Origin of the sequence: Nocardia flavorosea NBRC 108225 (assembly GCF_001613385.1) — a bacterium.
Classification (GTDB): domain Bacteria; phylum Actinomycetota; class Actinomycetes; order Mycobacteriales; family Mycobacteriaceae; genus Nocardia; species Nocardia flavorosea.
Map to the genome: position 1 here is coordinate 21,231 of NZ_BDCG01000028.1, position 18,980 is coordinate 40,210.

Consider the following 18,980-nt stretch of genomic DNA (forward strand, 5'->3'; position numbering starts at 1 on the left):
GAGCGCTCCCGGAAGGTCAGCGACCGATGGCAGCCGCCATGACGCGGACCGCCGAAACGAGGCCGTCGATCAGTTCGCCCTGCCGAAGCGAGCTCAGGGCGGCGGTGACGCCGAGCTGGCATACCCGGTCGTTGGCGCGCTCGGCCACGTCCCGGCCGGAGCGAACCTCCACGGCATGGTCGTTCGGGGAGACAGCGATGAGCACCGACCGTGCCGCCTCGGGAGTGGTGGGGAACAGTGCGTCCACCGCGGCACCCGCATCGGGGCCGAGGTCACCGATATAGACGTTGAACCGGACCTTGGTGGCACGGGTCGCCTCGGTGAGCACATTGTCCATGGCCAGCCGCTCGTCGTTGTCGAACGGTGCTTCCTTGAACACGTCACCGGCCTCGTGCACACCGGAGACCCGCCCGCTGCTGGTGATCACGTACCCGCGCGGCAGTTCGGACTCGACCACCGCAGGCCACTTAGTACTTGCCACTTGCCCGGCCTCCGATCAGCGCTTCCTTGGGGGATTCGAGGGCGTCGAACGCCACATGCGAACCATGCGACGATTCACCGGCATCGTAGGAATGACCGTGCCCGGTGACCTCATCGGTAGCACTCCACAGCACCGGCGCGGAGGTCCACTTCTTGCTCATATCGAAGTGGACCGGCTTCTCGCCGGGCAGCGGCTTACCGAGATACGACAAACCAGCGATTATGAGGTAGATCCCCAGTGGGATACCGGCGAAAATCGCCACTGTCTCGAGAATGCTCACACAATAAAGGTAGACGATCCTCTGTAGTAGACGGTGCACCGGTGGTATGTCGGCCCCACCACCTCGGGGAAGTGCGGCGCCGGGAACGCAAGTCCCGGACTGTTGCCGGTCCACGAAGGTTGCGCAGAGAGCGTTGGCGACGCTGCCGCGGCCGGGATCGCCGGCACGTCCGGCCTGTCCCCCTGTCCGGACGGCGGTGCCCCAGGCAGGTCGCCCTTACTGAGGTGCCGAACACGCGAGCTTGTGACCTCCGACGTGGACGGCACTGTGATCGCCCGGATAACTGCGGGTCGATCGACATCACTGTGATCGCCCTACCGGCCGGGCCGACCGAGAAGTCGAGATTCCGATCGGCGAGCGGCGCCGGACGTGGCTCCGGTCGATCGCGCGGCGCAGTGATCCGTCGGTGAGCAGATCGTCTGCCGGGTGCCGGTGGCCCCGTGCGGGGGCGTCTCATTCGGCCGGCCGAGGTAACACCCGGCAGGCCGTCCATTGCACTGTGGCTGCGCTACACCCCGCTCTGCGAGGTCCCCGGCCCCATGACTACCAAGCGGAGTTCATCAGAGAATTCGCGGCCATTTCCAGATAGTCCAGCAGCTGGCGGCGGTGGGCGTCGTCGAGGATCTCCGGCTCGATCTCGGCGACCGCGATCCGCATACAGCGCAGCCAGGCATCGCGCTGGACAGGCCCGATCTCGAACGGCATATGCCGCATACGCAGCCGCGGGTGGCCGCGTTCGTCGGAGTAGGTGCGAGGGCCGCCCCAGTACTGTTCGAGGAACATCCGCAGCCTGCGCTCGGCCGGGCCGAGGTCCTGTTCCGGGTACATCGGCCGCAGGATCTCGTCGGCGGCGACCTCGCGGTAGAACGTTGCCACCAACCGGTGGAAGGTCTCCTCCCCGCCGACGGCGTCGTAGAAGGAGATCGTGGCCTGTTCGCCGGCCGGATCGCCGGCAGCCGGAATACCCGAAGTCATGAACCCTCTCGTTTCGCTGGATGCGCCGTCCATTGTGCCCGCGTCACCACAGGTTCGCAGATTCGGCGATATACCCGTACCGTCGAGGGAGTATCCGGCCACCCGATGCGGCCGGTCTCCGTCGGCGTCTTCGACTCGGTTGACCTCGGACGTCGCTTCAGCGACAGTTAACCGGCCATTGTGCAAAATAACCGTGCACTCCGGGGCTTTCCATGGTCAACTGAATCTTGTCTCCCGGCGAGATACCACATGATCTTGAAACGCAGAATTTGGGGTCGACATGAAGCAACGGACCGGCGCCCGATCACCGGAGGCGATACGCCACCGACAACTGAAGCCCGCCGACGTCCACGCTCGTGGGTCGGGGGCTCCTCCGCTGCAACTGCTGTCCGATCACGCGGTCAACCGGCACACTGCCGAGACCGCCGCCGATACCGATTCCGCTCGTTCTCGCGGCGAATCCGCCGCCGTACTCCATCCCACCCAGCACATCAGCTGGCTCAAACGCCGCGTCCTGCTGCTCAACGCCACCTACGAACCGCTGACCGCGCTACCTGCTCGCCGCGCGATCGTGCTGCTGGTCTGCGATAAGGCCGACGCGGTCCATCACGACCCCACCGGCCCGGTCCTCCACTCCGCCGGGGCCACTGTCACCATCCCCTCGGTCATCCGCCTGCGCACCTACGTGCGGGTCCCCTACCGCGCCCGGGTCCCCATGACCCGCGCCGCCCTCATGCAGCGCGATCACTACCGATGCGGCTACTGCGGCGGTAAGGCCGAAACCATCGACCACGTCATCCCCCGCAGCCGCGGCGGCGAACACAGCTGGGAGAACTGCGTCGCCAGCTGCGCCCCCTGCAACCACCGCAAAGCCGACAAACTACTCAGCGAACTGGGCTGGACCCTGCGATCCCCGCTGGTCTCCCCGAAGGGCCCGCACTGGCGGCTGCTGTCCACCGTCAACGAACTCGATCCCGTCTGGTTGCAGTATCTCGGCGAGGGCGCCGCATAGTTCCGGCACACCGCCGCGCAGGTTCGGCGCCCCCACTCCAGCGCTCTCCGGGCTCCTCCTCGTGATCGGCACGCGGCCGACCCGATTCGAACGCGCCTCATGGAAGTCGGCGCCGAGGAAAACCGACGAGCGCGGAGGTGGAAGCGCGCCGGCACAGTTGCCGAGCGCTGCGCGGGTGAAGCCCCTTATCGGGGCGTCAGCGAAAAGCCCCCGGTCCTGCGCCGGGCGATCGAGCCGTAGCGGGCGTCGAGGCGGAGCCATGTTCTGGTCGCTCGGACGCGGACCGACTCCCCGGGCGGGATCCGGTTCGCCTCGGCACGGTCTCCGGAGTGCGGGATGAAGTCCATCGAGGTGAGCGCGAACACCACCCGCATCGGTATCTGTACCTCGTCCTCGTCGGCCGAGACGGTGATCACCGCCTGATCGAGCAGCGAGGCCGGCGGGCCGTGGTTCGATCCGTGTTCCTTCGCCAGCTCGACGCCGCGTTCGGCCAGCTCCACCAGGGTCCGGGCCGGCAGATCGTCGATATGACCGAATCCCGTGGTGGGCGGCAGGGCGCCACGCCAGGCCGAATCCAGGGAGTAACCGAGATCGATCGGGCCGGGCGAGTTCAAGGCGGCCAGCACCGTTTCGGCGCCGACCGTCGCATCATCGACCAGGAGCTCGGCGCCGATCGTACGGGTGGCCAGCGCTTCGAAGCCGGTGGCGACCCAGGCGGTCACCAGGCCTTCTCCACGCCGGCGCAACCGCACCACCGCCGCCGGATCCAGTCGCTGGGCCCGGGTGAGGAACGTGGCCAGGTTCTCGCGCTCTGCCGGGTCCGGTACAGAAAGGACTCGCTGGTCGGATATCACGAGCGGATCGGCGCTGTGGACGTGGCAGTGCTCATACTTCCATCCATTGCGCCAGGTAGGTCCGTTCGGCTTCGGTGAGCCGGCGTAGCCGCTGGGTTTCGATATCGAACGCCGCCAGCTGGGTGGTGGCGGTGACGGCGGCCGGGGAACCGGGGGCGGCACCCGCGGCACGCACCTCGTAGGCGACGGTGAAGTCGACGGCGCGCAACTCCTCGATCCACATGGCGATATCGAGCGGAGTGTCCTCATGCCGCAACTGGCCGCGGTACTTGACGTGCAGATCCGCCAGGACACAGCCGTTGCGCAGCGCCACTGTGGGTCGATCGGCCTCGAACAGCCACGGGATCCGCGCTTCCTCGAGCAGTGTCACCATCCGGGCGTGGTTGACGTGCTGGAACACATCCATATCCGACCAGCGCACATGGACGGCGGTGTGGAAGCGCGGCGCCGGGGCGGCCGTGGCCACCTCGGCACCTGCACAGTTGCCAGAAGCATTCGTCACCGTGGTACCTCCGATTGGGCACCCACCCCACTCACCATGCTGCGCACCTGCCGCGCCGCAACCGACAGTGTGGCGAGATCGTGGGTTCCGGACTCGAACAATTCCGCCAACGCCGCGCGGGCGCGACCGAGCCGGGACTGATTCTTGGACTCCCAGTATGCAATCTTCTCGTCCGCGCTCTCCTCCGGGTCGCCGCCGGAGAGCACGTCGAGGGTGAGCGAGCGCAGCGAACCGTACATATCGTCGCGCAGGCTGAGCCGGGCCAGTGCATGCCAGCGATCGCCGCGTTCCAGATGGCTCACCGCCTCGAGCAGCCAGTCGATCTTGAGATGCTCGTTCAGCGCGTAGTACAGCGAGCCCACCTCGTCGCCGGAGCGGTCGGTGATATCGGCGATATCGACGATATCGAGCAGCGGGAACAGGTGCAGCAGCCCGAAGACCTCGGTGGCCAGATCCAGCGGCGCACCGTGCGCGACCAGGTCGGCGGCGTGATCGGTCAGTGTCGTGACATGGTGCCCGCGCAACCAGCCGGGCACTTTGGGCGCCAGTTCGCGGATGCCCACCCGGTACCGGTTGATCTCCGCGCCCACGGCGATCGGCTGGGGACGGTTGGTGAGCAGCCACCGCGAGGCCCGGTCCAGGGTTCGTTTGGTTTCCAATTCGAGCTGGTCGCGTACCCCGACCGAGGTGTCGGCGACGCGGATCCGGGCCCAGATCTCGTGCAGGCCGAAGATTTCGGTGACGGCCGCGAAGGCGCGCACCGTATCGGTGGCGGTGGCACCGATCTCCTCACCGAGCCGGAAGGTGTAGGTGAGCCCACCATGGTCCACCACCTCGTTGGCGATCATGGTGGTGACGATTTCCCGGCGCAGGCGATGTTTCTTGATCGCCGCCCCGAACCGATCGCGCAGCGGGGTCGGGAAATAATCGGGGAGCCGGGCGCCGAAGAATGCACTATCGGGCAGGTCACCGGCGAGCAGGTCGGCCTTCAACGCCAGTTTCACGTGGGCCAGCAGGTTGGCGAGTTCGGGCGAGGCGAGGCCGGTCCCTTCCTCGAGCCGGCGTTTCAGCACGGCATCGGTGGGCAAAGCCTCGAGTTGCCGGTCCAGTCCCCGGCTGTTCTCCAATTCCTCGATCAACCGCCGATGCACATTCAGCATTTGCACCGATTCGGCGCGTGAAATTCCCATCAAATAGTTCTGGGAAACGTTGTCCTGCAATACCATCTTCGCGACTTCGTCGGTCATCTCCGCCAGCAGCGGATTGCGGTCGGCGATATCCAGTTCCCCCGCCGAGACCACGCCGTCGAGCAGGACCTTGATGTTCACCTCGTGGTCGGAGCAATCGACTCCGGCGGAATTGTCCAGCGCATCGGTGTTCATCTTCCCACCGTTGCGGCAGAATTCGATCCGCCCCAGCGCCGTGACACCCAGGTTGCCACCCTCGCCGACGACCTTCACCCGCAACTGATTCCCGTCGACGCGAACCGCATCGTTGGATTTATCGCCCGCATCGGCGTTGGTTTCGGTGCTCGCTTTGATATAGGTGCCGATACCGCCGTTCCACAGCAGATCCACCGGCGCTTGCAGAATCGCGCGGATCAATTCCGGTGGCGCGAGCGAAGCGGTGTTCTCCGGCAGTCCGAGCGCGGTCCGGGCCTGCGGAGATATCGGAACCGATTTCACCGTGCGGTCGTAGATTCCGCCACCCGCACTGATCAACGACCGATCATAATCAGCCCAACTCGACCGAGCCAACCCGAACAACCGCCGCCGCTCCACAAACGACGACGCAGCATCCGGATCCGGATCCAGGAAAATATGCCGATGATCGAACGCCGCGACCAGCCGAATATGTTCCGACAACAACATCCCGTTACCGAACACATCCCCGCTCATATCCCCCACACCCACCACCGTGAAATCCTGCGACTGCGTATCCACCCCCAACTCCGCGAAATGCCGCTTCACACTCTCCCACGCACCCCGCGCCGTAATCCCCATCGCCTTGTGGTCATACCCCGCGGAACCACCCGACGCGAACGCATCCCCCAACCAGAACCCATAACGCCCCGCCACCTCGTTCGCAATATCGGAAAACGCCGCCGTACCCTTATCCGCCGCAACCACCAGATACGTATCGTCACCGTCCCGGCGCACCACCCGATCCGGCGGCAATACCTGCCCCCCGGCCAGATCGACGTTATCGGTGATATCCAGGAGACCGGAGATGAAGGTCCGATAGCATTCGACACCTTCCGCCATCCGGGCCTGCCGGTCGGCCGCGGCGTCTCCGGTGGCAGCCGGCGGCCGCTTCACCACGAAACCACCCTTCGCACCCACCGGCACGATCACCGCATTCTTCACCGCCTGCGCCTTCACCAAACCCAAAATCTCGGTCCGGAAATCCTCCAAACGATCCGACCACCGCAAACCACCACGCGCCACCGCACCGAACCGCAGATGCACACCCTCCACCCGCGGCGAATACACGAAAATCTCGTACTTCGGCCGCGGCTGCGGAAGTTCGGCGATCTCCTGGGGTTCGACCTTCACCGAGATGAAATCCCGGGCCGCACCGTCGGCGTCGGTGACGTAGTAGTTGGTGCGCAGGGTCGCCCGGATCAGCCCCAGCATGGCCCGCAGGATACGGTCCGCGTCCAGGCTGACGACCTGGTCGATCCGCTCGCGCACCTGCTGTTCGAGCTGGTCGGCCTCCTCACTCGAATACCGGTCCGGGTCGAACCGGGCAGCGAACAATCGCGCGAACAGCCGCGCGGTGTCCGGATAGGTGTGCAGGACCCGGGCGATATTGACCTGACTGTAGGGGAATCCGGCCTGCTGCAGGTACTTCGCGTAAGTCCGCAGAACGGCGACCTCACGCCAGGTCAGTCCGGCGCGCAGGACGAGTTCGTTGAGTCCGTCGGCCTCGGCCCGGCCGTACCAGATGGCGTCGAACGCCTCGGTGAACCGGTCGCCTACTCCGGCCGCACTGGCCCGCGTCCCCGGTGCGACCTCGAGCAGTTCGGCGTCGAGGTCTTGATCGAGGGCGGCGCGCAACAGCTCAGGGCTCGCCACCAAACCGAAATCGTAGATCCACCGCTCACCCGCGGTACCGATACCGTCGGCTTCCCGCCGGATCCGGTACGGCCGTTCGTCGAGCACTTCCACCCCGAGGCTCTGGAGCACCGGCAGCACCTGGCTCAGCGAGATCCCGGCACCGCCGATATAGAGCGTGAACCGCCAGGAGCCGGCGGGTGCGTCTGCGACACGGTACAGGTGCTGGTCGATATTGCCCGTGCGTAAACGCTCGAGGCGGTCGATATCGGCCAGGGCCCGCCGGGCGCTGAAATCTTGTTTGTAGGCGTCCGGGAACGCTTCGCAGTAGCGGCGCACGGCCTGCGGGTCCAAAACCGTCGAGGCACTCACCTCGTCGTTGAGATGATCGTCCCAGGTGCGGCTCGCCTCACCGAGCAGGTTCTGGATGCGCAGCCGCTCGGACTCGGAGATCTCCTCCGCCGAGGACACCCGCACCGGTTCGGTGGCATCGGCAGCGGGCAGCCGGATCGTGAAATACACACTCGCGAGCTCGCTTTCGCTCACCCGGGCCGAGTAGTCGATGGAGGCACCGCCGAGTTCTCGAACCAGGATGTCCTGCATCTCCAGCCGGACCGCGGTGGTGTAGCGGTCCCGGGGCAGGTACACCATCGCCGCGACGAAGCGGCCGTACGGATCGACCCGCAGGAACAACCGCACCTGCCGGCGCAGCCCTACATTGAGTACCGCGGCCGCGATCCGGCGCAGCGTGGCCGCATCGCAGGCGAACAGCTCCGTACGCGGGAAGCCCTGCATGACCTCGAGCATCGCCTGACCGGAGAACGAATCGAGATCGAAACCGCTGCCGGAGATAGCCGAGCGCACCCGGGTGCCCACCACGGGGATATCGAGGACGTTCTCGTGCAGCGCCGTCACGGTGAAAACGCCGATGAACAGATGCTCGCCGCGGATCTCACCCGCGTCGTTCACGTCGGCCACCCCGATGAAGAACGGGTAGACCGCCCGCTGCATCGTGACCGGGACGAGGCCCTGGGTCATCCGCAAAAGTCGCGGTGCACCGGTGACGACCGGCACCTGGAAACCGATCCCGGTACCCGGATGCAGTACCCCGAGTGCGGAATCCGGAACGAGCACCGGCACCGGCTCGCCGGCTTCGGTGCGGTAACGCGCATAGCCGAGCACGGTGAAATTACCGGCGGCCATCCACCGCAGCAACCCGGCACAGTCGGAGGGGGCGATATCGGTATCTGCCGTGACGACGGTGTCACCGGCCCGGTCCAGTCCGGCCGCGAGACGGTGGAGCACGGCGTGGATCGCGTCGGTATCGTTGCTCACCTGCCGGACATCGCCGATCACCCCGGGTACGGCGGCGGCGATCTCGTCGAGTAGCTCGGCGCTGGTCGCGGGATGCAATTGCAGGTGGATCCAGGATTCGCGACCGGTCGGCGAACCGGTGCGCTCGGCATCGGCGTCATGCGGCCACGCCGCCCGGAGCCGGCCGGCGGCATCCCGTTCCGCCGTGACGATGGGATGGATGACTTCGCGCACCGTACCGCCCAGCCGGGCAAGCAGGGCCGTCACCGAATCGACGAGCATCGGCATATCGTCGGTCACGATCTGCACCGCGGCGCCCAGCCCTGACCCGTCATCGGGGTGGTGGACCCGCACCGAACCCTGACCCGGCTGCCGGGTCAGGGCCAGTGCGAGGTGCGCCCGGAAGGTGAGCTCGGCACTGGAGATCTCACAGTCCGCCTCGTCGGTGCCCACATGCCGGAAATATCCCTCCTGCAGAGCGTGGAGGCCGGCACGGAGGTTGTCCGGCAGTTCGGCAACCCAAGCCTCGCTGGACAATTCGGACGAGACCGTCATTTCCCACTCCCTTGGACGCGGATTTTTCGGAAGACATACCGATGCCGCCCCGAGGGTAGTCCCGCAACCGGGTCACGGGAAAAGATCTACGGCGTTACCCGCGGGTCAGTTTGCGATGTGTCACTCGATGCGGCCGTGCGGCTTCCGGGCCGAGGCGTTCGATCTTGTTGGCCTCGTAGGCTTCGAAGTTGCCTTCGAACCAGAACCATTTGGCCTCGTTGTCGGCGTCACCCTCCCAGGCGAGGATATGCGTGCAGGTACGGTCCAGGAACCACCGGTCGTGAGAGATGACCACCGCGCAGCCGGGGAACTGTTCCAGCGCGTTCTCCAGCGATCCGAGGGTTTCCACGTCAAGGTCGTTGGTGGGCTCGTCGAGCAGAATCAGGTTGCCGCCCTGTTTCAGGGTGAGCGCCAGGTTCAGGCGGTTGCGTTCACCACCGGAGAGCACACCGGCAGGCTTCTGCTGATCGGGGCCCTTGAACCCGAAGGCGCTCACATAGGCACGCGACGGCATCTCCTGCTGACCGACCTCGATATAGTCGAGCCCTTCCGAAACCACTTGCCAGACCGTCTTCTTCGGATCGATTCCGGCCCGGGTCTGATCGACATAGCTCAGCTGGACGGTCTCACCGACCTTCACGGTGCCGCTATCCGGTTCTTCGAGGCCGACGATGGTCTTGAACAGGGTGGTCTTACCCACGCCGTTCGGCCCGATCACGCCGACGATACCGTTGCGCGGCAGCGTGAACGAGAGATCCTTGATCAGCTGGCGATCGCCGAACCCCTTGTCCAGATGCTCGACCTCGACCACGACGCTGCCCAGTCGCGGGCCGGCCGGAATCTGGATCTCCTCGAAATCCAGCTTCTTCATCTTCTCGGCCTCGGCGGCCATCTCCTCGTAGCGACCCAGCCGCGCCTTGTTCTTGGCCTGGCGGGCCTTGGCACCGGAGCGCACCCAGGCGAGTTCGTCCTTCAGCCGCTTCTGCAGCTTCTGGTCCTTCTTCCCCTGCACGGCGAGGCGTTCGGCCTTCTTCTCCAGGTAGGTGGAGTAGTTGCCCTCGTACCCGATGGCCCGGCCCCGATCGAGCTCCAGGATCCAGCCGGCGACATTGTCCAGGAAGTACCGGTCGTGGGTGACGGCCAGCACGGCACCCGGGTATTGCGCCAGGAACTGTTCCAGCCACAGCACGCTCTCGGCGTCGAGATGGTTGGTCGGCTCGTCCAGCAGCAGTAGATCAGGCTTGCTGAGCAGCAGTTTGCACAGCGCCACGCGGCGGCGCTCACCGCCGGAGAGGTTGGTGACCGGCTCTTCCGGCGGCGGGCAGCGCAGGGCATCCATCGCCTGCTCGAGCTGCGAGTCCAGATCCCAGGCGTCGGCGTGGTCGAGGTCCTCCTGGAGTTTGCCCATCTCGTCCATGAGCTCGTCGGAGTAATCGGTGGCCATGAGTTCGGCGATCTCGTTGAACCGGTCGAGTTTGACCTTGATCTCGCCGAGGCCCTCCTCGACATTGCCGCGGACCGTCTTCTCCTCGTTCAGCGGCGGCTCCTGCTGCAGGATCCCCACACTTGCACCCGGCGCGAGAAAGGCTTCGCCGTTGTTCGGCTGATCCAATCCGGCCATGATCTTCAGCACGCTGGATTTACCGGCGCCGTTGGGACCGACGACGCCGATCTTGGCGCCGGGAAGGAAGTTCAAGGTGACATCGTCGAGCACGACCTTGTCGCCGTGCGCCTTACGAACCTTCTTCATTTGGTAGATGAACTCAGCCATGGCGATCACCCTATCCGTCACACATCGATGCGGTTTCACACGTCGGCGTTCACCGGCCGGTCGCCGGATGCCGACTTTCCCCCGAGTGGATGGTCCTGCTCCCCCGCCACCCCGTCTCCGGCCGTCCCAGCGTCCGGATCGGCCGGATTATTCCCGGTCACCATCGCATACCCGGTGCGCCGGCGCACCACCTGGGCGGTGCAGCGAGTGAGGTCGGGCCCTACCGTATGGGCCCGCATCTCCAGGTCCCGGCGCTCGGCGCCGTCGCGAGTGCGGTATTCGTTCGAGCGCAATTGCCCCTGCACGATTACCGGGTCGCCGCGCCGGATGGAAGCGTCGACGCCTGCCACCAGGCGCCGCCAGCAGCTCACCGTCAGGAACAACATCCCGTTGTCCACCCATTCACCCGATTCTCGGTCGAACCGGCGTGCGGTACTGGCCAATCGGAAGCTCAGCATCTGCTCGCCGCCCGCGAGATCGCGTTTGATCGGCTCGGTCACCACCGTACCCACCACTGTCGCGAGAGTTTCGTACATGCGTCCACCCCTTCGTCGAGCCCGGCACCCCGGGCAACCCCGCCCCCGCGATCCCGGGGACCAACTCATCGTGCCCGCGCCCGGACCACAGCGGCGGACGGGATGCGGATCTGTGGACAACCTCCCGACATCGACGACCTTGTGGAATTCGAATCTTTCACACTCTCCCGGCGGCACCGGGCGTTCGGCCGGCCCACCGGGCGTCGGCAGCGGGCATCGGCCGGCGTGGATCTCGACCGCCTGCGGGCGGAAGGGCCGACGCAGCCGCTACCCATCCGGGCAGCTCAGAGCACCGGAAGTTCGGTATTCGCACCGCACAGCACGATCACCGGGCGTTGCCCTTCCGGCGGAACGTAGGCACCGCTGAGAATCGCCGCCAAAGCCACCGCACCGGACAGTTCCACCACGATCCGGAACTCGCGCCACAGGTAGTCGCGGGCCTCGGAGATCGCGTCGTCGGTGACCAGCACCGAGCGGACCCCGTAACGGCGGACGATATCGAACGAGATCTCCCCGAGCCGCGTGGCCCCCAGCGCGTCGGCGGTGACGCTGGAGATCTCGACGTCGACCGGTGTGCCCGCGGCCAGGGCCGAATGCATCGTCGGGATACCTTCCGGTTCCACCCCGACGATCTCCCGGCGCCGACCGGCCGCCGCCGCGATCCCGCCGACCAGGCCACCGCCGCCGACGGCGACCAGAACCGGTGGGCGGCCGCGTACCTGTTCCTCGATTTCCAGCCCGATCACCCCGGCGCCGGCCACTACCGCGGGCAGGTCGTAGGCGTGCAACTGGAGCGCACCGCGTTCGGCGGTGAGCTCGCGCGCATGCTGGTAGGCCTCGGCATAGGTGGTTCCGTGCCAGCGCACCTCAGCACCGTGCGACCACATCGCCGCGACCTTGGTATGCGGCGCCGATTCGGGCACCACCACCGTGCAGGATTTACCCATACCGGCCGCGGCCAGGGCCGCCGCGATCCCCGCGTTCCCCCCGGAGGCGATCACGACATCGTCCGGGCACACCCGCTCCGACAGCAGCGCGTTGTAGCTCCCGCGCACCTTGAACGTGCCGCCGTGCTGCAGATACTCCAGTTTCAAGGTCACCGGGACGGGCCCGCCCGGCCCCGGAACGACGGTGTGGAATACCGGGGTCTTACGGATATGCCTGCCCAGCCGCCGCCGGGCCGCGCGAACATCGGACCGATAGATGCGGCGAAACGGTTGCAAGGGTGTCAGCTGGGTTTTCTGCTCGGTCATCTACTTCATTGCCCGATCTCGCTTGGCCAATTCGGCGAACATGGCGTTGTGCGCAGCCAGTTCGGCATCGTCGTCACGTTCCGCGGCACGGTCGGTGCGCCGCGCCAGCCGGGCATCGCTGCGCGACCACTGGATCAGCAGCGCCAGCATCACCACCACCAACGGTACTTCGCCGCTGGCCCAGGCCAGACTTCCGCCGGTGCGTTGATCACCCAGCAAGTCCGAATGCCAGTCCAGACCGAGGCTGCGGTAGAACCAGCCGCCCAGCACGGTGCTCATTCCCATCAGCACCACGCCGAAGAACGCGTGGAAGGGCAGCGATCCGAACACCATGGCGAGTTTGGTGAGCGGTTCCACCCGGCGCGGTTTCGGGTCGATACCGATCACCACCCAGTAGAAGAGGTAGCCGCTGACCAGGAAATGCAGGTTCATCAGCACGTGGGCGGCATGCGAATCGACGAAGGAATCGAATATCCCGCCCAGGTACAGGGCGTAGAAACCGGCCACGAACACCACCGAGGCCACGATGGGATGGGTGAGGAATCGCGAGACCGGGTTGTGTACGGCCGCCAGAATCCACTCCCGGGGGCCCGGCGCTCCGTCCCGCCCGGCCGGTGGCAGCGCGCGTAATGCGAGGGTCACCGCTCCGCCGAGTGCGAGCAGGATGGGAACCAGCATGGACAGCGCCATATGCGCGCCCATATGCACGCTGAACATTGCGGGCGCATAGCGGCCGACCCCGGACGAGGTCGTGAACAGCAGCACGGCGCATCCCAGCACCCAGGCCAGGGTCCGGCCCACCGGCCAGCTGTCGCCGCGCGCCCGCAACCGCCGGACACCCAGCAGGTACAGCACAGCCAGGACGATGGCGAGCGTGCCGAAGATCAGGTCGAACCGCCAATCGAACAGCAACCGGGAGACGGTCGGCGGGCCGGCCAGCTCATACCCGAGTTCCACTTCTATCGGGGTGGGAACGCTGGTCGGCGGCGGTGGCGGCGTCCGTCCCAATCCGGCCGCGAGGCCCATGGTCGCCGCGAAGATCAGCGTTTCGACACCCGCGAACCGGACCAGCGCGAGCCGGTTGCCCGGCTCGGCGGCCAGTGCCGGCAGCGCCGAGCGCCGCTGGAAGTACCCGATCACGCCGAGCACGACGAGGGCGGCGGCCTTCGCGAGGACCAAGCGTCCATAGGTGCTGGTGAACAGTTCGTCCATCGGGATCCGGACCCAGGAGTTCACAACCCCGCTCACCGCGAGCACCACAAAGGAAACCGCCGCCAGCGGCGAGAACCGGCGGGCGGCGACGCCGGTGTGGGTGCCGTCGCGCAGGGCGTGCACGAGCAGCGCGACCAGACCGCCGACCCAGACCGCCGCGGCGATCAAATGCAGGATCAGACTGTTGGTGGCCACATCGTGCGCCCCGCCCGACGAGGAATGACCGGTGAGCGCCAGCGGCATCATCACGGCGACCGATCCGGCGAACAGAACCGGCGTCCACCCCCAGCGCAGCGCCAGCCGGCACGCAATGGCCAGTAGCACCGCACCGACGGCGGTGACCCGCCATGTGCCGGCCAGTTCGATCTGGTCGATCACGCCCCACAGCTCCTGTGGTGCCAGCACCTCGGTGACCGGCCGGCCGGTGCTGTCGGAGACCGTCAGCGGCACCAGCAGCGCCGCGCAGACCGCCCAGGCGAACGCCAGGCCGGAGGCTCGTCGTACCGCGCGGTAGCCGCCGGTATCGAGCAGCCCACTGCGCTGCGGCGGAACGAGGAAGGCAGCGAAGAGCAGGGCGCCGACGGTGAGCGCCGCGAACAGATCGGCGAGGGCCCGTACCGCGGGCAGGCCATAGGTGGTGAGCGGGCCGGGATCGGGGATCCCCAGCAGACTGAGCGCCTGCGCCGCCGAGGCGCTCGCCACCAGGATCGCGACCAATGCCGCCAGTGTCCCGGCGACCACCGTCAGCGCGCCCGTCACGGCCGCCCATCCACCCGGCCGCCCGGCCTCGGCGGCGGGTTCGACGGCGGGGGCCTGGACTGACGACATAGCTTCGAGAGTAGTTCGGCAGGCCTCGACGGGCCCGGCGGGGCCTTTTTCGGGCACGCCAAAACAGACGATCGAATCGATCGCTACACTTTTCGGCTGGACAGCGCGGCCGTTGTCCGCCATGGTGGAAACACTGCCTCCGTAGCTCAGTTGGATAGAGCAAGGGCCTTCTAATCCCTAGGTCGCAGGTTCGATTCCTGCCGGGGGCGCTCCACCCACCCGACTGAGCTGTTCGGGCCAGTCGGAGTGGGTGTACCCATCTGGGCGCCGTACAAACACGTCAGATCGACCGCAGCGCCAGGTCTTCCGCGTATATCCGGCCCGCAGACGCGGTGCCTGCGGTCATGGTGCTGTTCCCGCTACGGCAATCTCTCGGCGATGAGCCTTTCCGCGAGGCCGCGGCGGATACGCGATACCGGCCGGAGCTACTCGCCACGCAGGGGACCGGGCCGAGAAACGAGACGGAGCCCGAACAGCAGATCGGTATTGCGCACATACTCCGGCTGGTCCTGTCCACGGAGCAGTCCCGTCTGGCGAATCCAGCTCCGGTGCCAATGGTGCGATTCCGGTAGGGCGATCCCACATCGCGCGGCGGTCTCGCGGAGCCGCCCGCCGGCCGCGCCGACGGCGCCGGCGAACAATTTCGAACCACCGCCGGCGTGGGTTTCGCGAAGGTCGTATGCCTGCTGCAACAGGGCACGAGCCGCGGGCGGGATCACCCATACATACACATCGGCGGCCCGGGAGTAACCGATCGGACCGGTGAAGACGAGTGCGTCGCCTGTCGAGGCCACACGTGGTACACACCCCAGTTCCACCGTGGTCGCGCCGGTGAAGAGCATCGTTGCGAGGGCCGCGGCATCGACCGGATCGGCGGTCCGCTCCCGGATCCATTCGACGGTCGTGGTGTCGAGACGCCCGGTGCTCATCCCGGTCCCCACCGAGTAGTTGAGGTCGGGTGGCAACTCCAGGCGCATACCGTGCAGCAGGAAGGCCGCCTGGGCGCCGCGCAACCGCACCACGGTGTACCCCCGCCCGGGGCTGCCTGCGACGAAACCGCCCAGAAATCGATAGAGCCCGAGAATGTCCAGCCATTCGTCGGTGCGCCCCACCACACGGGCGGGCGGGAACCGCCGCGCCGCGGGGCGCGGCCGCAGTACGGTCCGCATCCTTTCGGCCCAGGCCACCTCGTTTCGGCCGAACCAGATCGGGTCGGTCCGGCGGTCCAGGTCGTGGTGGCAGGGCCGGCCGCTGCGCGCAGTGAACCATCGGCAGGTTGCTTCGAGACCTTGGGTGTACACAGCGTCGACCCGCGCGAATTCCGCCGCCGTCAGACGCCGGTGGGCATCGGCGCGGAAGGTGGCGACATCGCTGTCGGGTATCCGTGCAAGTAGATCGTCGCCGGTGGTCAAAGACACCCGGAGCCGAGGGCTGTGGCCCGCGGCGCGGTACCCCATCTGCCGGGTTCCGGGCTCCGGCGCCCGATACCGCGGGGACCGGCGCACTGTGGGACCGGTGGTCACGGCACCTGCCCTCCGGATGGCCGGCCCGTCCTACTGCGCCTCGTAACTGCCATGCAGAACATTCGATCACTTACGCCGACGATGAGCCAGCCGATCGACCAGAACTCAACAGCACTTGACAGTTCAGCCGATGAATTCTTGGTGACGCCGTGTCGGCGGTCCGGCAATGAAGGAGCCCGAGAATGCAGAATCACGCTGTCTCCTGGACTCGGTAGCGACAACCCGCAAAAGCCCACCCCGCATATTCTGGCCTAGGGTGTGCGAATGGGTTTGCCTTCGCCTACCGCCGACAGCCGCGCCGTCGTGACCGGAGCCTCGTCCGGGATCGGGACCGCGCTGGCGGCCGAACTCGCCGGCCGTGGCTATTCGCTCATCCTCGTGGCACGCCGGGGCGAACTGCTCGACGAACTCGCCGATCGACTGACCCGCACGCACGGCATCACCGCGGAGGTCCGCGCCGTCGATCTGGCCGACCGGGCGCAGCGCGCGCCGCTGAGCGAGGAATTGTCCGGGCGCGATATCTCGATTCTGTGCAACAACGCCGGTATCGCGACCTTCGGGCCGATCACCGGGCTGGATCCGGATTACGAGCGCGCCCAGCTCGAACTGAACGCGGTCGCGGTACAGGACCTGACGCTGGCGGTACTGCCCGCCATGCTGGCCCGGCGCGCGGGCGGCATCCTGGTCAGCGGTTCGGCCGCCGGTAATATGCCCATACCGAACAACGCCACGTACGCGGCGAGCAAGGCCTTCGCGAACACTTTCACCGAATCCCTGCGCGGCGAGCTGAAAGGTACCGGGGTGCACGTCACACTCCTGGCCCCCGGCCCGGTCCGTACCGAAACCCCCGACCCTGCCGACGCGTCGCTCGTCGACCGGATGGTCCCGGATTTCCTCTGGGTTTCCTCCGAGTACACCGCACGGATTTCGATCGACGGGCTCGCCCGCAACAAAACCCGGGTGGTCCCGGGGTTGATCGGCAAAGGTATGAGCACCGCCGGGAACTACGGTCCACGAGCGCTCACGGCTCCCGTCGCGGGCGCTTTCTACAAGAAGCTCGGCGGGTGACGAACCCACCCGCCGGAAGTCGTTCACAGATCGTGACCACCGCGATTGCACCGCTTGGTCAGCCGGGCTGATTAGGGTGGGACGAGTGTCCGACAAATTAGTGGTGTGGATGGATTGTGAGATGACCGGTCTCGATCTGGTCAACGACAAGCTCATCGAGGTAGCCGCCCTCGTAACCGACAGCGAACTGAACGTCCTCGGTGACGGTGTGGATATCGTGATCCACGCCGATGATGCGGCGCTGGCCGCCATGCCGCAGGTGGTTGCCGATATGCACGCCCGCTCCGGTCTCACCGAGGAGGTCCGCAAATCCGGCGTGACCCTCGCCGAGGCCGAACAACAGGTACTCGACTACATCAAGCAGTACGCGCCCACCGCGGGCGTGGTCCCGCTCGCCGGTAATTCCATCGCCACCGACCGCGGCTTCCTGGCCCGGGATATGCCGCTGCTCGACCAGCACCTGCACTATCGGATGATCGATGTGAGTTCCATCAAAGAACTGTGCCGGCGCTGGTATCCGCGGATCTACTTCGGCCAGCCGGAGAAAGGCCTGACTCATCGCGCCCTGGCCGATATCCGGGAATCGCTCCGTGAGCTCGAGTACTACCGGCGCACGGTATTCGTCCCCGCACCCGGACCGTCGACGGCGGAGATCACCGCCATTGCCGCCGAGGTCAGCGCCCGGTCGGCGGAGGAGATCGCGGCCGCGGCCGAAGAGTCGATATAGGCCCAGGTCAGCGCCACACCGGAAACCGATTGGCTAACAGCGGGGTGAACGCGCTAGTATCTAGGCCGCCGGTGCAAAACCGGCGATGGTGAGTGTAGTTCAGTTGGTAGAGCACCAGGTTGTGATCCTGGCTGTCGCGGGTTCGAGTCCCGTCACTCACCCTGAAAGCCCGAGGGCCCCTGGCCCTCGGGCTTTTTCTTTTCCGGTGACCTCGGGTCAGGCCGCGGGTTTGGTCGTATCGACCGCCGGCGGCGCCTGCTCACGAGCACCCTGATCCAACCGGAACGGCGGATACTCGTCACGCAGGAGTGACGTGTAGATCTGCACCCGCAACATCCACCGATTGACACCCATCACGAAATCGAACAGCCCCTGGGAGTATCGGGCGACGAAGAGCAGACCGACGAGCGCCACCAAGGTCAGCACACCGATCAGCGGAAGTCCGGCCGCACTGCCCATCACGTCCGGGTCGTCGGTCACCATCCAGGCCGCTCCCGTCATCGCGCCGATGATCAGGTAGTGCGGGATGGCCAGCAGCCACCACTTCACCAGCACCAGACCGCGATGCAGGGTCGGCGGATAGTCGACGTCCAGATCCGCGGGATAGTTCTCGTCGGCCGACAGCGCGAACGGCGGGTACTTGTCCGTTCCGGCCGGGGTCCAGGCGTAGAAGCTCACTCGCCAAGACCAGCGGATCACACCGACGCTGTAATCGAACAACGCCCGCGGATACCGGCCGGTGATCAGGATCGCGAAGAACGCGATGACCGTGACCACGGCATATCCGATATGCAGGAAGAACAGGACAATGTAGTGCGGTATGGCGAGGATCCATTTGACGATCCACATCCAGCGCGAGAGCGCGGGATCCAGGTCACCGCGAATTCGGACCGGATAACCGGCGGGAGCAGTCATAGCGATCGGGCTCCTTCGAGAGTGCTGGCCCGGCCGACCGGATTCAGCGCGGCCGTACCTCAATTGTGAGGTACAACACACCATTTCGGGATGAACGCGAAACAAAGACACGTCATCG

General features: G+C 66.4%; 15 protein-coding genes and 2 tRNA genes. 5 read left to right on the plus strand and 12 right to left on the minus strand.

Annotated elements, in window-relative coordinates:
* Nucleotides 1–16 precede the first annotated feature (16 nt).
* The 3 genes from NFL01S_RS32160 to NFL01S_RS32170 form a co-directional block, all read right to left on the minus strand.
* The gene (locus tag NFL01S_RS32160; RefSeq protein ID WP_174555740.1) at nucleotides 17–457 is read right to left on the minus strand and encodes a DUF5130 domain-containing protein; all 441 of its coding nucleotides are present in this window, start codon (nucleotides 455–457) and stop codon (nucleotides 17–19) included.
* A 10-nt stretch (nucleotides 458–467) separates the two neighbouring features.
* Entirely contained in the window at nucleotides 468–761 is a 294-nt protein-coding gene (ctaJ, locus tag NFL01S_RS32165) for an aa3-type cytochrome oxidase subunit CtaJ (RefSeq protein ID WP_062980100.1), read from the minus strand.
* 543 nt (nucleotides 762–1,304) lie between these two features.
* Nucleotides 1,305–1,736, minus strand: coding sequence for a globin (locus tag NFL01S_RS32170; protein WP_062980131.1), 432 nt, complete (start codon nucleotides 1,734–1,736; stop codon nucleotides 1,305–1,307).
* Nucleotides 1,737–2,016: 280 nt separating this feature from the next.
* Between NFL01S_RS32170 and NFL01S_RS32175 the strand changes: the two genes are divergently transcribed.
* Nucleotides 2,017–2,748, plus strand: a complete 732-nt coding sequence (locus tag NFL01S_RS32175; RefSeq protein WP_174555741.1) for an HNH endonuclease — start codon at nucleotides 2,017–2,019, stop codon at nucleotides 2,746–2,748.
* Between the two features lie 185 nt (nucleotides 2,749–2,933).
* On the opposite strand, the gene NFL01S_RS32180 is transcribed toward NFL01S_RS32175, so the two are convergent.
* From NFL01S_RS32180 to NFL01S_RS32210, 7 genes are all read right to left on the minus strand, one after another.
* Nucleotides 2,934–3,602, minus strand: a complete 669-nt coding sequence (locus tag NFL01S_RS32180; protein WP_084493437.1) for a DUF8185 domain-containing protein — start codon at nucleotides 3,600–3,602, stop codon at nucleotides 2,934–2,936.
* 31 nt (nucleotides 3,603–3,633) lie between these two features.
* Entirely contained in the window at nucleotides 3,634–4,068 is a 435-nt protein-coding gene (locus NFL01S_RS32185; RefSeq protein ID WP_062980134.1) for an acyl-CoA thioesterase, read from the minus strand.
* Between the two features lie 32 nt (nucleotides 4,069–4,100).
* On the minus strand, nucleotides 4,101–9,029 hold the full coding sequence (locus NFL01S_RS32190) for an NAD-glutamate dehydrogenase (protein WP_062980101.1): 4,929 nt from the start codon (nucleotides 9,027–9,029) through the stop codon (nucleotides 4,101–4,103).
* 94 nt (nucleotides 9,030–9,123) lie between these two features.
* On the minus strand, nucleotides 9,124–10,800 hold the full coding sequence (gene ettA, locus NFL01S_RS32195) for an energy-dependent translational throttle protein EttA (RefSeq protein ID WP_062980135.1): 1,677 nt from the start codon (nucleotides 10,798–10,800) through the stop codon (nucleotides 9,124–9,126).
* Between the two features lie 35 nt (nucleotides 10,801–10,835).
* On the minus strand, nucleotides 10,836–11,336 hold the full coding sequence (locus tag NFL01S_RS32200) for a single-stranded DNA-binding protein (RefSeq protein ID WP_084493438.1): 501 nt from the start codon (nucleotides 11,334–11,336) through the stop codon (nucleotides 10,836–10,838).
* Nucleotides 11,337–11,620: 284 nt separating this feature from the next.
* Nucleotides 11,621–12,589, minus strand: coding sequence for a threonine/serine dehydratase (locus NFL01S_RS32205; RefSeq protein WP_062980102.1), 969 nt, complete (start codon nucleotides 12,587–12,589; stop codon nucleotides 11,621–11,623).
* Complete coding sequence (locus tag NFL01S_RS32210; RefSeq protein WP_062980103.1) at nucleotides 12,590–14,629, minus strand: bifunctional copper resistance protein CopD/cytochrome c oxidase assembly protein; 2,040 nt, start codon at nucleotides 14,627–14,629, stop codon at nucleotides 12,590–12,592. It abuts the gene before it with no gap.
* Between the two features lie 135 nt (nucleotides 14,630–14,764).
* Between NFL01S_RS32210 and NFL01S_RS32215 the strand changes: the two genes are divergently transcribed.
* Nucleotides 14,765–14,838 (plus strand) — tRNA-Arg (locus tag NFL01S_RS32215).
* A 216-nt stretch (nucleotides 14,839–15,054) separates the two neighbouring features.
* On the opposite strand, the gene NFL01S_RS32220 is transcribed toward NFL01S_RS32215, so the two are convergent.
* A complete protein-coding gene (locus tag NFL01S_RS32220; protein WP_062980104.1) occupies nucleotides 15,055–16,152 on the minus strand; it encodes a hypothetical protein in 1,098 nt (365 codons plus the stop codon).
* Nucleotides 16,153–16,416: 264 nt separating this feature from the next.
* On the opposite strand from NFL01S_RS32220, the gene cmrA reads away from it, so the two are divergent.
* The 3 genes from cmrA (at nucleotide 16,417) to NFL01S_RS32235 (ending at nucleotide 18,108) form a co-directional block, all read left to right on the plus strand.
* A complete protein-coding gene (cmrA, locus tag NFL01S_RS32225; RefSeq protein ID WP_062980105.1) occupies nucleotides 16,417–17,220 on the plus strand; it encodes a mycolate reductase in 804 nt (267 codons plus the stop codon).
* Nucleotides 17,221–17,305: 85 nt separating this feature from the next.
* A complete protein-coding gene (gene orn / locus NFL01S_RS32230) occupies nucleotides 17,306–17,947 on the plus strand; it encodes an oligoribonuclease (RefSeq protein WP_062980106.1) in 642 nt (213 codons plus the stop codon).
* A gap of 88 nt (nucleotides 17,948–18,035) precedes the next feature.
* Nucleotides 18,036–18,108, plus strand: a tRNA-His gene (locus NFL01S_RS32235).
* Nucleotides 18,109–18,163: 55 nt separating this feature from the next.
* Here the strand turns inward: NFL01S_RS32235 and NFL01S_RS32240 are convergent.
* Nucleotides 18,164–18,862 (minus strand): DUF4389 domain-containing protein, encoded by a 699-nt coding sequence (locus NFL01S_RS32240; RefSeq protein WP_062980107.1) that lies wholly within the window; start codon nucleotides 18,860–18,862, stop codon nucleotides 18,164–18,166.
* Nucleotides 18,863–18,980 lie beyond the last annotated feature (118 nt).

Coding starts and splice junctions, on each gene's coding strand:
- NFL01S_RS32170 (WP_062980131.1), bottom strand. CDS start 1,736: ATGACTTCGGGTATTCCGGCTGCCGGCGATCCGGCCGGCGAACAGGCC.
- NFL01S_RS32175 (WP_174555741.1), top strand. CDS start 2,017: ATGAAGCAACGGACCGGCGCCCGATCACCGGAGGCGATACGCCACCGA.
- NFL01S_RS32190 (WP_062980101.1), bottom strand. CDS start 9,029: ATGACGGTCTCGTCCGAATTGTCCAGCGAGGCTTGGGTTGCCGAACTG.
- ettA (WP_062980135.1), bottom strand. CDS start 10,800: ATGGCTGAGTTCATCTACCAAATGAAGAAGGTTCGTAAGGCGCACGGC.
- NFL01S_RS32200 (WP_084493438.1), bottom strand. CDS start 11,336: ATGTACGAAACTCTCGCGACAGTGGTGGGTACGGTGGTGACCGAGCCG.
- NFL01S_RS32205 (WP_062980102.1), bottom strand. CDS start 12,589: ATGACCGAGCAGAAAACCCAGCTGACACCCTTGCAACCGTTTCGCCGC.
- NFL01S_RS32210 (WP_062980103.1), bottom strand. CDS start 14,629: ATGTCGTCAGTCCAGGCCCCCGCCGTCGAACCCGCCGCCGAGGCCGGG.
- cmrA (WP_062980105.1), top strand. CDS start 16,417: ATGGGTTTGCCTTCGCCTACCGCCGACAGCCGCGCCGTCGTGACCGGA.
- NFL01S_RS32240 (WP_062980107.1), bottom strand. CDS start 18,862: ATGACTGCTCCCGCCGGTTATCCGGTCCGAATTCGCGGTGACCTGGAT.